The organism is Streptomyces barringtoniae, from assembly GCF_020819595.1.
GTDB classification, from domain to species: Bacteria; Actinomycetota; Actinomycetes; order Streptomycetales; family Streptomycetaceae; genus Streptomyces; species Streptomyces barringtoniae.
In genome coordinates this window covers 78,041-93,435 of sequence record NZ_JAJHNP010000013.1, presented here as the reverse complement: position 1 = coordinate 93,435, position 15,395 = coordinate 78,041, and the positions used below count along the sequence as shown (strand labels likewise).

General features: G+C 69.7%; 10 protein-coding genes and 1 tRNA gene. 3 read left to right on the top strand and 8 right to left on the bottom strand.

Annotation, left to right across the window (positions count from 1 at the left end):
• The first annotated feature begins 80 nt into the window (after positions 1–80).
• Positions 81–1,520, top strand: a complete 1,440-nt coding sequence (pyk, locus tag LMU33_RS23835; RefSeq protein WP_228622595.1) for a pyruvate kinase — start codon at positions 81–83, stop codon at positions 1,518–1,520.
• 146 nt (positions 1,521–1,666) lie between these two features.
• Here the strand turns inward: pyk and LMU33_RS23830 are convergent.
• Positions 1,667–1,741 (bottom strand) — tRNA-Leu (locus LMU33_RS23830).
• A gap of 100 nt (positions 1,742–1,841) precedes the next feature.
• Between LMU33_RS23830 and LMU33_RS23825 the strand changes: the two genes are divergently transcribed.
• A complete protein-coding gene (locus tag LMU33_RS23825; RefSeq protein WP_228622593.1) occupies positions 1,842–2,498 on the top strand; it encodes an ANTAR domain-containing response regulator in 657 nt (218 codons plus the stop codon).
• 59 nt (positions 2,499–2,557) lie between these two features.
• Here LMU33_RS23825 and LMU33_RS23820 read toward each other — a convergent pair whose 3' ends face one another.
• The 7 genes from LMU33_RS23820 to LMU33_RS23790 form a co-directional block, all read right to left on the bottom strand.
• Entirely contained in the window at positions 2,558–3,274 is a 717-nt protein-coding gene (locus LMU33_RS23820; protein WP_228622591.1) for an ABC transporter ATP-binding protein, read from the bottom strand.
• Entirely contained in the window at positions 3,271–4,191 is a 921-nt protein-coding gene (locus LMU33_RS23815; protein ID WP_228622590.1) for an ABC transporter ATP-binding protein, read from the bottom strand. Before LMU33_RS23815 ends, LMU33_RS23820 begins: the two co-directional genes overlap by 4 nt.
• A gap of 6 nt (positions 4,192–4,197) precedes the next feature.
• Complete coding sequence (locus LMU33_RS23810; protein WP_228622774.1) at positions 4,198–5,988, bottom strand: branched-chain amino acid ABC transporter permease; 1,791 nt, start codon at positions 5,986–5,988, stop codon at positions 4,198–4,200.
• Between the two features lie 5 nt (positions 5,989–5,993).
• On the bottom strand, positions 5,994–6,932 hold the full coding sequence (locus LMU33_RS23805) for a branched-chain amino acid ABC transporter permease (RefSeq protein ID WP_228622589.1): 939 nt from the start codon (positions 6,930–6,932) through the stop codon (positions 5,994–5,996).
• 109 nt (positions 6,933–7,041) lie between these two features.
• Positions 7,042–8,250, bottom strand: coding sequence for a branched-chain amino acid ABC transporter substrate-binding protein (locus LMU33_RS23800; RefSeq protein ID WP_228622773.1), 1,209 nt, complete (start codon positions 8,248–8,250; stop codon positions 7,042–7,044).
• 701 nt (positions 8,251–8,951) lie between these two features.
• Positions 8,952–9,443 carry a hotdog fold thioesterase gene (locus tag LMU33_RS23795; protein ID WP_228622587.1) on the bottom strand — a complete coding sequence of 164 codons (492 nt, stop codon included), beginning with the start codon at positions 9,441–9,443 and terminating at the stop codon, positions 8,952–8,954.
• A 49-nt stretch (positions 9,444–9,492) separates the two neighbouring features.
• Entirely contained in the window at positions 9,493–11,805 is a 2,313-nt protein-coding gene (locus tag LMU33_RS23790) for an FdhF/YdeP family oxidoreductase (protein ID WP_228622585.1), read from the bottom strand.
• A gap of 216 nt (positions 11,806–12,021) precedes the next feature.
• Between LMU33_RS23790 and polA the strand changes: the two genes are divergently transcribed.
• On the top strand, positions 12,022–14,748 hold the full coding sequence (gene polA / locus LMU33_RS23785; RefSeq protein WP_228622583.1) for a DNA polymerase I: 2,727 nt from the start codon (positions 12,022–12,024) through the stop codon (positions 14,746–14,748).
• Positions 14,749–15,395: the final 647 nt, after the last annotated feature.

Below are 15,395 nucleotides of genomic sequence, written 5' to 3'. Positions count from 1 at the left end.
CAATAACCCTTTACGCAAAGGTTGTTGAGTGGTCATGTGGGGCCGATTCTCTACCCGCGGGTAAGGCCTAGGCTCGACATATGCGCCGAGCAAAGATCGTCTGTACTCTGGGGCCCGCCACCGACTCGTACGACCAGATCAAGGCACTGGTCGACGCCGGAATGGACGTGGCCCGGTTCAATCTCAGCCACGGCACCCACGCCGAACACGAGGAGCGCTACCGGCGAGTGCGCAAGGCGGCCGACGAAACGGGCCGCAGCGTCGGAATTCTCGCCGACCTTCAAGGCCCGAAGATCCGGCTCGCCCGTTTCGGGGAAGGACCGGTACTCCTTGAACGCGGCGACACGTTCACCATCACCGTCGAGGAGGGCGTCGAGGGCGACCGCCACCGGTGCGGCACCACCTACGCCGGACTCGCCGCCGACGTCACCCCCGGTGAGCGCGTCCTCGTCGACGACGGCAAGGTCTGCCTGGAGGTCACCGCCGTCGACGGCCCGCGCGTCCGCACCCGCGTGGTCGAGGGCGGCGTGATCTCCGACCACAAGGGCCTCAACCTCCCCGGCGTCGCCGTCTCCGTCCCCGCCCTCTCCGGGAAGGACGAGGAGGACCTGCGCTGGGCGCTGCGCACCGGCTTCGACGTCATCGCGCTCTCCTTCGTCCGCAGCGGCGACGACGCCAGGGGCGTGCACCGGATCATGGCCGAGGAGGGCCGCCGCCTCCCGCTGATCGCCAAGGTCGAGAAGCCGCAGGCCGTGGCGAACCTCGACGACATCGTGGCCGCCTTCGACGGGATCATGGTCGCGCGCGGCGACCTGGGCGTGGAGATGCCCCTGGAGCAGGTGCCGATCGTGCAGAAGCGCGCGATCAAGCTCGCCAAGCGCAACGCCAAGCCGGTCATCGTCGCCACCCAGATGCTCGACTCGATGGTCGACAACGCCCGGCCGACCCGCGCCGAGGCCTCCGACGTGGCCAACGCGGTCCTCGACGGCACGGACGCGGTGATGCTCTCCGGCGAGACCAGCGTCGGCAAGTATCCGGTCGAGACCGTGCGCACCATGGCGAAGATCGTCGCGGCGGCCGAGGAGGACATGCTGGCCAAGGGCCTGCCGCCGCTGACCGAGCGCAACAAGCCGCGCACCCAGGGCGGAGCGGTCGCCCGTGCGGCGGCGGAGATGGGCGACTTCCTGGGCGCCAGGTTCCTGGTGGCGTTCACCCAGTCGGGAGACACCGCCCGCCGCCTGTCCCGCTACCGCTCCCCGATCCCTCTCCTGGCCTTCACCCCCGAGCCGGCCACCCGCTCCCAGCTGAGCCTCACCTGGGGAGCCGAGACCTTCCTCGGCCCGCACGTCGACTCCACCGACGCCATGGTCGACCAGGTGGACGAGCTGCTGCTGAAGTACGGCCGCTGCGAGAAGGGCGACATCGTGGTGATCACGGCCGGCTCCCCGCCCGGGGTCTCCGGCTCGACCAACATGGTCCGCGTCCACCACATCGGCGAGGACGACAGCCCGAAGGCATGAGACGGCGGCCCGAAGGCATGGGACGGCGGCCCGAAGGCATGGGAAGAGGGCGCTGAAGACACCGGAACAGAGCGCTGAAGGTGTGAAAAAGGGCCCCTCACCTGAGGGGCCTTTCAGGGACGCTGACCTTGGAATCCAAGGAAAAGTGCCCCGGGTCGGACTCGAACCGACACTGTACGGGTTTTGAATCCGTTGCCTGCTGCCAATTGGGCTACCGGGGCTCGCAGAATCCAAGGTTTCCCCCGACCCTCCGCGCGTCCACCATACCGTAGCTAGGTAGGCTCTTGTCAGCAGTACCCCTGCCTGGAACGAGGAGCCCCCGTGACCGCCGAGTCGCCCCAGCCCGTAGACGCGCCCGACGACGACAAGTCGCACGTGCCTCCGCTGACGACCCGTGTCGTCATCGCCGAGGACGAGGCCCTGATCCGGCTCGACCTGAAAGAGATGCTGGAGGAGGAGGGGTACACCGTCGTCGGCGAGGCCGGGGACGGCGAGCAGGCCGTCGAGCTGGCCCGCGAGCACCGGCCGGACCTGGTGATCATGGACGTGAAGATGCCCAAGCTGGACGGCATCTCCGCGGCCGAGAAGATCGCCGAGGAGTCCATCGCGCCGGTGCTGATGCTCACCGCCTTCTCGCAGCGCGACCTCGTCGAGCGCGCCCGGGACGCCGGTGCCATGGCGTACCTGGTCAAGCCGTTCAGCAAGAGCGATGTGGTCCCGGCCATCGAGATGGCCGTCTCCCGCTTCACCGAGCTGAAGCAGCTGGAGCAGGAGGTCGCCGACCTCTCCCAGCGCCTGGAGACCCGCAAGCTGGTCGACCGCGCGAAGTCCGTCCTCCAGACCGAGTACGGCCTGACCGAGCCGGCCGCGTTCCGGTGGATCCAGAAGACCTCCATGGACCGCCGTATGTCGATGCAGCAGGTCGCCGAGGCGGTCATCGCGGACAACGAGGAGAAGAAGGCCGCGAAGAAGAGCTGACCCCTGTGACAAAGGCCCGCGCCCCGGAGAAGGGGGCGCGGGCCCTGTCGTCGAACGGGTCAGTCCTCGCCCAGGTACGCCTTGCGGACCGACTCGTCGTGCAGCAGGTCCTGACCCGTGCCCGACAGGACGATGTTGCCGACCTCCATGACGTGGCCCTGGTCGGCGAGCGAGAGCGCCGCCTGGGCGTTCTGCTCGACCAGCAGGATCGTCGTGCCCTGGGACTTCAGCTCGGCGATCGTCGACATGATCTTCTGCATCATGATCGGCGACAGGCCCATCGACGGCTCGTCCAGCATCAGCAGCTTCGGCCGGGACATCAGCGCCCTGCCCATCGCCAGCATCTGCTGCTCACCGCCGGAGAGGGTGCCCGCGGCCTGCTTGCGCCGCTCGCCCAGGATGGGGAACAGGTCGTAGGCGCGCTGGATGTCCTTCTCGATGCCCTCCTTGTCCTTGCGGAGGAAGGCGCCGAGCTGGAGGTTCTCGGCGATGGTCAGGCGCGGGAAGATGTGCCGGCCCTCGGGGGAGTGGGCGAGGCCGAGCGCGACGATCTTGTGCGCCGGCACGCCCGTGAGCGGCTTGCCGTCGAAGGCGATCCTTCCCGACGTGGGCTTGAGCAGGCCCGACAGGGTGCGCAGCGTGGTCGTCTTGCCGGCGCCGTTGGTGCCGATGAGGGTGACGACCTGGCCGGCCTCGACACTGAACGAGATGCCCTTGACGGCCTCGATCTTGCCGTAGGCGACCCTGAGGTCCTCGACCTCCAGCAGTGCGGTCACTGGGCCTCTCCCTTGGTGGTGCCGGTGCTCTCCGCGTCGGCCGACTCCGCCTCCGAGTCGGCTTCGGCTGTCTCGTCCGCCGCGGCTTCGGCCTCGTCCGCCGCGGCTTCGGCGGCCTCGACCTCCGCGACCTCCGCCGCCCCCGGGTCGCCCTCGAAGGGCTCACCCAGATAGGCGGCGACGACACGCTCGTCGGCCTGTACGACGTCGGAGGTGCCCTCGACGAGCTTCTCGCCCTGCACGAGCACGGCGACCCGGTCGCACAGGTTGAAGATGAAGCGCATGTCGTGCTCGATGACGAGGACGGCGATGCCCTTGTCCCGGATGGCGAAGACCAGTTCCTCGGTGGACCGGGTCTCCTGCGGGTTCATGCCGGCCGTCGGCTCGTCGAGCAGCAGCAGGCCCGGCTCGCTCGCCAGTGCCCGCGCGATCTCCAGCTTGCGCTGCTCGCCGTAGGGCAGGTTGCGCGCGAGGTGCTCGCGCTTGGCGGCGAGGCCGACGAACTCCAGGAGTTCCATGGCCTTCGCCTCGGACTCCTTCTCGGCCTTGCGGAACCCGGGGCCGCGCAGCAGCGCCGACCACAGGCCCTCCTTGGTCCGCGTGTGGCGGCCCACGAGGACGTTCTCCAGGACGGTCATGTTGGCGAACAGCCGGATGTTCTGGAAGGTACGGGCGATGCCCGCCTGCGTCACCAGGTGCGGCTTGGGCGGCAGCACCTTGCCCTGGTAGGCGACCGTGCCCTCGGTGGGGACGTACAGGCCGGTGAGGCAGTTGAAGAAGGTGGTCTTGCCGGCGCCGTTCGGGCCGATGAGGCCGACGATCTCGCCGCTGTTGACCGTGAAGTCGACGGACCGGACGGCGGTCAGGCCGCCGAATCGCATCGTGACGTCACGGGCTTCGAGTACAGGTGTCGTCATGGTTCCTTACGCCCCTGCCTTGCTGGCGGCCGGTTCGTCGGTCAGCGTCTTCTGCGCCGGTACGTCGAGCTGGCCGGTCTCGTGGAACTCCAGCTGGCGGCGGCGGTTGGCGATGATGCCCTCCGGCCGGAAGCGCATCAGCAGGATCAGCGCGAGGCCGAAGGCGAACAGCTCGTAGTTCTGCAGGAACTGGAGCTTCTCCGGGACCAGGTAGAGCACGCTCGCGCCGAGCAGCGGGCCGCTGACGGTGCCCATGCCGCCGAGGACGACGGCGGCCAGGAGGAAGGCCGAGTTGGGCGGGGCGGCGCCGGCGAACTGGTACGGCTGCGGGTTGACGCTGTAGTTGACGTGCGCCATCACGGTGCCGGCGAGGCCGGCGAGGGAGGCGCCGAGCGCGAAGGCGATGAGCTTGACCCGGAAGCCGTTGATGCCCATGGCGGTGGCGGCGGTCTCGTCCTCGCGGATGGCGATCCACGAGCGGCCGATGCGGGAGTCGGCGGCGCGGGTGAAGACGAGGACGACGATCGCCGTGATGAGGAGCATCAGGAAGAGGTAGTTGGCGAAGCGGCCGAGCGTGAATCCGCCGACGTCGTGGGCGTCTCCCAGGTTGAACCCGAAGATCTTGATGTCGGGGATCTGGGTGATGCCGTTCGGGCCGCGGGTGACGTTCGGTCCGGAGTCGCCGTCCAGGCTGTTGACGGTGATGCGGAAGATCTCTCCGAAGCCGAGCGTGACGATGGCCAGGTAGTCGCCGCGCAGGCGCAGCGTGGGGCCGCCGATCAGGACGCCGAAGACCAGCGAGGCGGCCATGCCGGTGAGGGCGGCGGCCCAGAAGGGGAAGTGGACGCCGTAGGGGGAGTACTCGGAGCCGGAGACCAGCGCGGCGGCGTAGGCGCCGACGCCGAGGAAGGCGACGTAACCGAGGTCGAGCAGACCGGTGAGGCCGACGACGATGTTCAGGCCGAGGGCGACGGTGGCGAAGATGAGGATGTTCACGCCGATGTTGGCGTTGTGGTCGTCGCTCTGGGTGAAGGGGAAGATCACGGCGGCGACGAAGGCCAGGGTGGTGGCGAAGCCCTTGTGCCGGGCGGACATCGTCGCGAACCGGTCGAGGAGGCCGGCGTGGACCAGGCCCCAGGCGCCGAAGACGAGGACGAGCAGGAACCCGATGAAGGTCTCGCTGTCGTCGTCGTTGATGCCGATGCCGTAGGTGAAGACCACCAGGGCGAGAGCGGTGGCGACGGTGACGGCGGCACGCTCGGCCAGCGGCGAGAGCGCGCCGGGACGGGGCTGGTCGGGCTTGGTGAGGTAGCCGCGCAGGCCCGTACCGGGGTTCGGGTGGGGCAGCGCGAGGGCGCCGACGACGGACAGCGCGGAGGCCGCCATCGCCACGAAGGCGCCGGGGTCCAGGTTCACCAGGCCGCCGAGGTCGACGGCGATGGCGATGCCGGTGAACCAGCAGACGGCGAACGCCGAGAGCGTGATCAGCAGGACCGGGGAGGTGGCCCTGCCCGGGTTCAGCCAGTTCAGCCCTCGTACGTTCCACAGGGTGAGCCCGTACAGCAGGGTGAGGGCGCCGGCCACGAGGGCGATGACCTGCAGGCCCGCCGGGTAGCCGTAGATCGTCAGGTCACCGGGGAAGTCGGGGGTCCAGGTCCAGCTGAGGAACGTGCTGGCGATGGTGCCGATCGCGCCGAGCGCGATGAGCGGGCGGGCCGCGGCCGGCGGGAGCGGGACGGGCCCGCGCCCGGCCGGTTCCGGGGACTGGGCGGTGGTCTCGGTGGTGGTGTCGGTCATGCTGCTCACGCCCTGTCCGCGACGCGTTCGCCGAGCAGGCCCTGTGGCCTGAAGAGGAGTACGAGAATGAGGAGGACGAAGGCCCACACGGGAGCCCAGCTGCCGCCGCCGAGCTGGTGCATGCCGGGAATGTCGGCGATGTAGGCGGTGGCCATGGCCTCGGCCAGACCCAGGACGAGGCCGCCGAGCATGGCGCCGTAGATGTTGCCGATGCCGCCGAGGACGGCCGCGGTGAACGCCTTCAGACCGGCGAGGAAGCCCATGTCGTAGGAGACCGAGCCGTACTTGAGGCCGTAGGAGACACCGGCGACGGCCGCGAAGAAGCCGCCGATGGCGAAGGCGATGACGATGATGCGGTTGGTGTCGATGCCCATCAGCTGGGCGGTGTCCGGGTCCTGGGCGGTGGCCTGCATGGCGCGGCCGGTGCGGGAGAGCCGGACGAAGAAGGCGAGGACCGCCATGCACACCGGGGCGGCGATGATCAGGAAGACGTCACCGCTCTGCACGGTCACGGAGCCGATGTGCAGCGGGCCGAACGGCAACTGCGGGAAGACGCGGGCGGACTTGGCGTCGCCGTCGACGTGGTACCAGTTGAAGACCGCCTGCTGCAGCGCGAGCGACAGGCCGATCGCGGTGATCAGCGGGGCGAGGCGTGGCGCGCCGCGCAGTGGACGGTAGGCGAAACGCTCGGCGCCGACGGCGATGAGCACGGCGACCAGTGCACCGCCGATCAGCATCGCCGGCAGGGCTATCCACATGGATATGCCGTCCGGCAGGACGAGGTAGACCGTGAGGGCGCCGAAGCCTCCGGTCATGAAGATCTCGCCGTGGGCGAAGTTGATGAGCTGGACGATGCCGTACACCATCGTGTATCCGATGGCGATCAGCCCGTACATCGAGCCGAGGAACAGCCCGTTGGCCAGCTGCTGCGGCAGGGTGTTCACCGCATGGCCTCCATGTGGTGGGGAGAGTCAAGGGGGCGGTAGAAGGCGGGCCGCGCGGTGACGGTGGTCTGCGCCGCGCGGCCCTGGTGAGGCGATGTGTTTCGGTGGCTTACTTCGGGCTGGCCGTTCCGCTCTTGACGGACTTCCACTCACCGTTCTTGACCTGGTAGACGGTCAGCTGCTTGTTCGTGGTGTCGCCGTACTGGTCGAACGAGATCTTGCCGGAGATGCCGTCGAAGGAGGTCTTCTGGACGGCGTCGACGATCTGGGCGCGGGCGTCGGACGGAAGCTTGCCGTCCTTCACGACCTGGCCGACGGCCTTGATGATTGCGGTGGCGGCGTCGTAGGCGTAGGAGCCGTAGGTGCCGTAGTCACCGGGGTACTTCTTGGCCTTGTAGGTGTCGACGAAGGTCTTGGCGGCGGGCAGGGTGTCGACCGGGACGCCGATGGAGGTGACCAGGTCGCCCTCGGCGGCCTTGCCGGCGGTCTTGATGTAGGTCGGGGTGAACATGCCGTCACCGCCGAACAGCGGGATCTTGGCGCCGGCGTCCTTGAGCTGCTTGGTCAGCACCTCGGACTCGTCGTACTGGCCGCCGTAGTAGAGCAGGTCGGCACCCGAGTTCTTGATCTTGGTGACCAGGGTGGAGAAGTCACGGTCGCCGGTGTTGACGTGGTCGGTGCCGATGACCTTGCCGCCCTGCTTGGTGAACTGCTCCGTGAAGATCTTGGAGAGGCCCGCGCCGTAGGTCTGCTTGTCGTCGACGACGAACGCCTTCTTCGCGTGGATGCCGTTGTAGGCGTAGTCCGCCGCGTAGGCGCCCTGCAGCTCGTCGGTGGTGGCGGTGCGGAAGTAGGTCTTGAACGGGCGGGACTTGTTGGTCTGCCAGTTCTTGCCCTGGGTGAGCTCGGGGTTGGTGTTGGACGGGGAGATCTCCACCAGGTTGGCGGTGGCGAAGACCTGCTGCATCTGCGTGGCCACACCGGAGTTGAGCGGGCCGACGACGCCGAGCACGGTCTTGTCGGAGACGAGCTGGGTGGCGTTCTGCTGGCCGGTGGCGGGGATCGCCTTGTCGTCCAGCGGTTTGATCTTGAAGGTGACGCCCGGGACCGTCTTGTTCTTGTTGGCGTCGTCGACGGCGATCTGGGCGCCGTACTGAATACCCAGACCGGTCGCGGAGTTCTGGCCGGTCAGCGGAGCATCGACGCCGATCGTGACGGTCACGTTGCCACTGTCGCCGCCCTTGCTGTCGTTGTTCCGGGAGCCGCAAGCGGTGAGAGTCAGAGCTCCGGTGGTCAGCACGGAGGTAAGAATCACCAGAGAACGCTGTCGCACTATCGATCCTTTCCGCAGGCACGTTCCGCCCCTTGAGGGTGCGAAGCTGCCGCGCCGGTACCGAACTCCCTATGGAGCGGTGACTGGCGGTGACTCTAAGCGTGTGTGAGGAACGTGGAGGAGTGCTTGACCAAGGCTGTGACGCTCTTGTTATGACACGAGGTAATGCAGAGCGGTACTGCGTGGGGGGAAAGCAGGAATTCAGCCCGATTCACCCTGTCCGCATTCTGAGAACCTGCAGGCCTTGCCATAATCGGTTCAGGCGTCTCGGGGGTTTTGGTGATTACCTCACGCCGTTGCTGCAGGCGACTTCCGTGGTCCCGGATGATGTTGCGCATCCAGGGCCGCGGTGATGAAAATATGAATGCCTATTGCATGCATATTACGCAGGGTTACGCGCAGGAAAAGGAAGTTGAGGGGCTGGAGGGCGAGGCTTCGGAGCTTCTTCGCGTCCCATGCCGGGAGCGGCCGGGAGCGGCCGGGAGCGGCCGGGAGCGGCCGGGGGTGGCCGGGGGTGGCCGGGGCGTGCCGTGTGACGGGCGGTCGGGCGCGGTGCGTGCGCCATGGGCGGTGTGTGCCCGTTGGCCCGTCAATTCAGCGGCGGCACCGGTCGGTTGTCATTCCGCACTCGAGGTTCGCGCCCGGCGAAGGGGCCGCCGCAAGGAGCAGCCCCTTCGCGGTCGCTGTCAGGCGCCGGTGCCCTGGACGCGCCTGGCGTCGGCCTCGTTCACGTCCCGCAGCAGACAGGTCAGCCGGGCGCTGCACACCCGGCGGCCCTGCTCGTCGCTGATCACGATCTCGTACGTCGCCGTCGAACGGCCCCGGTGCATCGGGGTGGCCACACCGGTCACCAGGCCCGAGCGGACCGCGCGGTGGTGGGTGCAGTTCAGGTCCACGCCGACCGCGATCTTCGAGCTGCCGCCGTGCAGCATGGAGCCGATCGAGCCGAGCGTCTCCGCCAGAACGGCGGAGGCGCCTCCGTGCAGCAGGCCGTACGGCTGGGTGTTGCCCTCCACCGGCATGGTCCCGACGACCTTCTCCGCCGAGGCCTCCAGGATCTGCACCCCCATGCGGGTGCCGAGGTGTCCGGCCGAGAAGAGGGCGGGCAGGTCGACACCGAGCGCCGCGTACTCGTCGATGACTTCCTGCGGGAATTTCACCTGCTGCTGCTCGCCCATGGGCCCGGCTCCTTCGTCGTACACCTGAATGTGGTGGCTGAGCAAACGCTCAGTCGGTCGCCGATTGTTCCAGACGGCCCTCTGTCTGCCCGGTGTGACCTTCGAGACGTACGACCACGGACTTGCTGGCCGGGGTGTTGCTGGTGTCGGCGGTCGCGTCGAGCGGGACCAGGACGTTCGTCTCCGGGTAGTACGCCGCCGCGCATCCCCGGGTCGTCGGGTAGAGCACGACCCGGAAGCCGGGTGCCCGCCGCTCCACGCCGTCCTTCCACTCGCTCACCAGGTCGACGTACGACCCCTCGGCGAACCCGAGCGCCCGCGCGTCCCCGGGATTCACGAGCACCACCCGGCGGCCGCCCGTGATGCCCCGGTAGCGGTCGTCCAGGCCGTAGATCGTGGTGTTGTACTGGTCGTGCGAGCGCAGGGTCTGCAACAGCAGCCGGCCCTCGGGCAGTTCGGGGTACTCCACGGGCGCCGCCGTGAAGTTCGCCTTGCCGGTGGCGGTCGGGAAGCGGCGCTCGTCGCGCGGGGCGTGCGGCAGCGTGAAGCCGCCGGGGCGGGCCACGCGCGCGTTGAAGTCCTCGAAACCGGGGACCACACGCGCGATGCGGTCACGGATCGTCGCGTAGTCCTTCTCGAACTCCTCCCACGGCACGACGCTGTCCGCGCCGAGCACGCGGCGGGCCAGGCCGCAGATGATCGCGGGCTCCGACCTCAGCCGCGGGCTCGCCGGTGCCAGCCGCCCGCGCGAGGCGTGCACCATGCCCATCGAGTCCTCGACGGTCACGAACTGCTCGCCGCTCGCCTGCAGATCCCGCTCGGTGCGGCCCAGCGTGGGCAGGATCAGCGCCCGCGCGCCCGTGACGACGTGCGAGCGGTTGAGCTTGGTCGACACGTGCACCGTCAGCCGCGCCCGCCGCATCGCGGCCTCGGTGACCTCGGTGTCGGGGGAGGCGGAGACGAAGTTGCCGCCCATGGCGAAGAAGACCTTCGCCTCGCCGTCGCGCAGCGCGCGGATGGCCCGTACGACGTCGAAGCCGTGCTCGCGCGGTGGCGCGAACCCGAACTCCTTTTCCAGCGCGTCGAGGAAGGCCGGAGCGGGCCGTTCGAAGATGCCCATGGTGCGGTCGCCCTGGACGTTGCTGTGCCCGCGCACCGGGCACACGCCCGCGCCGGGCCGGCCGATGTTGCCGCGCAGCAGCAGGAAGTTGACGACCTCGCGGATGGTCGGGACGGCGTGCTTGTGCTGGGTGAGGCCCATGGCCCAGCAGACGATGGTGCGCTTCGAGGCGAGCGCCATGCCGAGGGCCTGCTCGATCTCCGCGCGCGTGAGGCCCGTCGCCCTCAGGGTCTCGTCCCAGTCGGCGGCGCGGGCGGCCTCGGCGAACTCCTCGAATCCGTGGGTGTGTTCGCGGACGAACTCCTCGTCGACCGCGCCCTCCGTCTCCAGGACGAGTTTGTTGAGCAGCCGGAAGAGGGCCTGGTCGCCGCCGATGCGGATCTGCAGGAACAGGTCGGTGAGGGCGGCGCCCTTCAGCAGGCCCTGCGGCGTCTGCGGGTTCTTGAACCGCTCCAGGCCGGCCTCGGGCAGCGGATTGACGCTGATGATCCTCGCGCCGTTCGCCTTGGCCTTCTCCAGCGCGGAGAGCATGCGCGGATGGTTCGTCCCCGGGTTCTGCCCCGCGACGATGATCAGGTCCGCCTTGTGGAGGTCCTCCAGCAGGACGCTGCCCTTGCCGATGCCGATGGTCTCGCTGAGCGCCGAACCGGACGACTCGTGGCACATGTTCGAGCAGTCCGGCAGGTTGTTCGTGCCCAGCTCGCGCGCGAACAGCTGGTACAGGAACGCGGCCTCGTTGCTGGTGCGGCCCGAGGTGTAGAAGACCGCCTCGTCGGGGGAGGAGAGGGCGGTGATCTCCTCGGCGACGATGTCGAAGGCGCGGTCCCAGCCGACCGGTTCGTAGTGCGTGCCGCCTTCGGCGAGATACATGGGGTGCGTGAGCCGCCCCTGCTGCCCCAGCCAGTACCCGCTCCTCGTCGCCAGGTCGGCCACGGAGTGCGCGGCGAAGAACTCCGGGGTGACCCGGCGCAGGGTGGCCTCCTCGGCCACTGCCTTCGCGCCGTTCTCGCAGAACTCCGCCTTGTGCCGGTGGTCCGGCTCCGGCCAGGCGCAGCCCGGGCAGTCGAACCCGTCCTTCTGGTTCACCCGCAGCAACGTCAGCGCCGTGCGCCGCACGCCCATCTGCTGCTGGGCGATCCGCAGGGTGTGCCCGATGGCGGGCAGCCCCGCCGCGGCGTGCTTCGGCTCCGTGACCTGCGGCGCGTCCTGAACCGGATCACCCTTGGGCGGCTTCGTCGCCATCGCACGCTCCCCTTCGACTGCGTGTGAGAAGTACGGTGCCGATCCTCCCACGGGGCACCGACAACGACACCGCCCCCTTCTCCCGCCCGCCCTCCTGCCGCGAGCGCGACCACTCCCGGGCCGGCGGCAACACGCCGAGTGACGGGCCGGCAACCCTCGGCAGCCCGCCGGCGCACGCGGCCCGGAGTGTCAGTGGGGCGTGGCAGGATCGGGGGCGTGGCAGAGACAGCATCGAAGAAGACCGACAAGATCCCCGGCGGCACCCGTCCCCGGCTGATGCTCATGGACGGGCACTCGCTGGCCTACCGCGCGTTCTTCGCGCTGCCCGCGGAGAACTTCACGACCGCGACCGGCCAGCCGACGAACGCGATCTACGGCTTCGCGTCGATGCTGGCCAACACCCTGCGTGACGAGGCGCCCACGCACTTCGCGGTGGCCTTCGACGTCTCGCGCAAGACCTGGCGCTCCGAGCGGTTCACCGAGTACAAGGCGAACCGCTCCAAGACCCCGGACGAGTTCAAGGGGCAGGTCGAGCTGATCGGCGAGCTCCTCGACGCGATGCACGCCCCCCGCTTCGCCGTGGAGGGGTTCGAGGCGGACGACGTCATCGCCACCCTCGCCACCCAGGCCGAGGCCGAGGGCTTCGAGGTGCTGATCGTCACCGGCGACCGCGACTCCTTCCAGCTGGTGACCGACCACATCACCGTGCTCTACCCGACCAAGGGCGTCTCGGAGCTGACCCGGTTCACCCCGGAGAAGGTTTTCGAGAAGTACGGATTGACACCCGCCCAGTACCCGGACTTCGCGGCCCTGCGCGGCGACCCGTCCGACAACCTCCCCGGCATCCCCGGCGTCGGCGAGAAGACTGCGGCGAAGTGGATCAACCAGTTCGGCTCGTTCGCCGAGCTGGTCGAGCGCGTCGACGAGGTCAAGGGCAAGGCCGGGCAGAACCTCCGCGATCACCTGGAGTCGGTCAAGCTCAACCGCGTCCTCACCGAGCTGGAGCGCCAGGTCGAGCTGCCCAGGGCGGTCGCCGACCTGGAGCGGGCCGCGTACGACCGCAAGGCCGTCACGATGGTCCTGGACACCCTGGAGATCCGCAACCCGTCCCTGCGCGAGCGTCTCTTCGCCGTCGACCCCGGCGCCGAGGAGGCCGAGACCACGCCGATCACCACCGACGGCGTGGAGCTGGACGGCAAGATCCTGCGCACCGGCGAGCTGGCCCCCTGGCTCGCCGAGCACGGCGCCGAGACCCTGGGCATCGCCACCGTCGACACCTGGGCGCTGGGCACCGGCTCGGTCGCCGAGGTCGCCCTGGCCGCCGCCGGGGGAGCGGCCGCCTGGTTCGACCCGGCCGAGCTGGACGAGGCCGACGAGAACGCGTTCGCGGCCTGGCTGGCCGACGCCGGCCGCCCCAAGGTGTTCCACAGCGCCAAGGGCGCCATGCGCGTCTTCGCCGAGCACGGCTGGTCCGTCGAGGGCGTGTCCATGGACACCGCGCTCGCCGCCTACCTCGTCAAGCCCGGCCGCCGCTCCTTCGACCTGGACGCCCTCTCCCTGGAGTACCTGCACCGCGAGCTGGCGCCCGCCGCCGCGGCCGACGGCCAGCTGGCCTTCGGCGCCGACGAGGGCGCCGAGGCCGAGGCCCTGATGATCCAGGCCCGCGCGGTCCTCGACCTCGGCACGGCCTTCGCGACCCGCCTCGAGGAGGTCGGCGCGGCCGACCTGCTGCGCGACATGGAGCTGCCCACCTCCGCCCTGCTCGCCCGCATGGAGCGCCACGGCATCGCGGCCGACCGCGCGCACCTCGAGGCGATGGAGCAGACCTTCGCGGGCGCCGTGCAGCAGGCCGTGAAGGAGGCGCACGCGGCCGCCGGCCACGAGTTCAACCTGGGCTCGCCCAAGCAGCTCCAGGAGGTCGTCTTCGGCGAGCTGGCCCTGCCGAAGACGAAGAAGACCAAGACCGGCTACACCACGGACGCCGACGCCCTGGCCTGGCTCGCCACCCAGACCGACAACGAACTGCCGGTGATCATGCTCCGCCACCGCGAGCAGGCGAAGCTGCGGGTCACGGTCGAGGGCCTGATCAAGACCGTCGCGGGCGACGGCCGTATCCACACCACCTTCAACCAGACGGTGGCCGCGACCGGGCGCCTGTCCTCCACGGACCCGAACCTGCAGAACATCCCGGTCCGCACCGACGAGGGCCGCGCGATCCGCCGCGGCTTCGTGGTCGGCGAGGGCTTCGAGTCGCTGATGACCGCCGACTACAGTCAGATCGAGCTGCGGGTGATGGCCCACCTCTCCGAGGACGAGGGCCTGATCCGGGCGTTCACCTCCGGCGAGGACCTGCACACCACGGCCGCGTCCCAGGTGTTCGGCGTCGAGCCCGCCGCGGTGGACGCGGAGATGCGCCGCAAGATCAAGGCGATGTCGTACGGCCTGGCCTACGGCCTGTCCGCCTTCGGCCTGTCCCAGCAGCTGAACATCGAGGCGGCGGAGGCCCGCGCCCTGATGGACGCCTACTTCGAGCGCTTCGGCGGAGTCCGCGACTACCTTCGCCGCGCGGTCGACGAGGCACGTGCGACCGGCTACACGGCGACGCTCTTCGGCCGCCGCCGCTACCTGCCGGACCTCAACAGCGACAACCGCCAGCGCCGCGAGGCGGCCGAGCGCATGGCCCTCAACGCGCCCATCCAGGGCACCGCCGCCGACATCGTCAAGATCGCCATGCTCAAGGTGGACGGTGCCCTGCGGGCGGCGGACCTGAAGTCGCGCATGCTCCTGCAGGTCCACGACGAAATCGTCCTGGAGATCGCCCCCGGCGAGCGGTCGGCCGCCGAGCAGATCGTCCGCCGGGAAATGTCCACCGCCGTCCACCTCCGGGCCCCCCTCGACGTCTCCGTCGGCGTCGGCCCGGACTGGGAGTCGGCAGCGCACTAGCCTGCGGCGCTCGGGCGGAGGGGGGTGTTGCAACCGGCCTCGGCTGCAACACCCCCTCCGCTGCACGGCAGGGCCCAACCACCGACACCGGCCCCCACGTCCCCGCCGGCGCCTCCTTGCCCACCGCAACGGCACCCCGCCCTCGCGGTGCTCTCCGGCAGCACCGCAGCACCACGCCGGGTCCGACTCGCCCCCTGAATCCCCGGCCTCCCACATCCCGCCGCCAGGGCACCTCGCCCTCGCGGTGCTCTCCGGCGGTGCCGAACCCACCGTGACCCACGCCTGGGTCCGACCTGCCCCCTGAATTCGCGGGCCCCTCACATCCCGCCGCAGCGGTGCCTCGCCTCCACGGCGCCTTCCGGCGGTGCCGAACCCACCGCAGCACCACGCCGGGTCCGACCCGCCCCCTGAATTCGCGGGCCCCTCACATCGCGCCGCAGCGGCGCCCCGCCCCCGTGGTGCTCTCCGGCGGTGCCGAGCCCACCGCAGCATCACGTCCGGGTCCGCCCCGCACCCCGAAAACTCGCGCCCCGGTCCACCCCTCCAGTACAAGAGCCCGGCGCGCACGCCAGCAATTCGGCCGAACCCCCGGAGGGACCCGTCACTCACGTGGCCCCCGCCAAAACGCCCCCCACCCCCCACAGCCG

Excerpts from the sequence above, each read along its gene's own strand:
- LMU33_RS23790 (WP_228622585.1), bottom strand. The coding sequence starts at position 11,805 with ATGGCGACGAAGCCGCCCAAGGGTGATCCGGTTCAGGACGCGCCGCAG.
- pyk (WP_228622595.1), top strand. The coding sequence starts at position 81 with ATGCGCCGAGCAAAGATCGTCTGTACTCTGGGGCCCGCCACCGACTCG.
- LMU33_RS23795 (WP_228622587.1), bottom strand. The coding sequence starts at position 9,443 with ATGGGCGAGCAGCAGCAGGTGAAATTCCCGCAGGAAGTCATCGACGAG.
- LMU33_RS23810 (WP_228622774.1), bottom strand. The coding sequence starts at position 5,988 with ATGACCGACACCACCACCGAGACCACCGCCCAGTCCCCGGAACCGGCC.
- LMU33_RS23815 (WP_228622590.1), bottom strand. The coding sequence starts at position 4,191 with ATGACGACACCTGTACTCGAAGCCCGTGACGTCACGATGCGATTCGGC.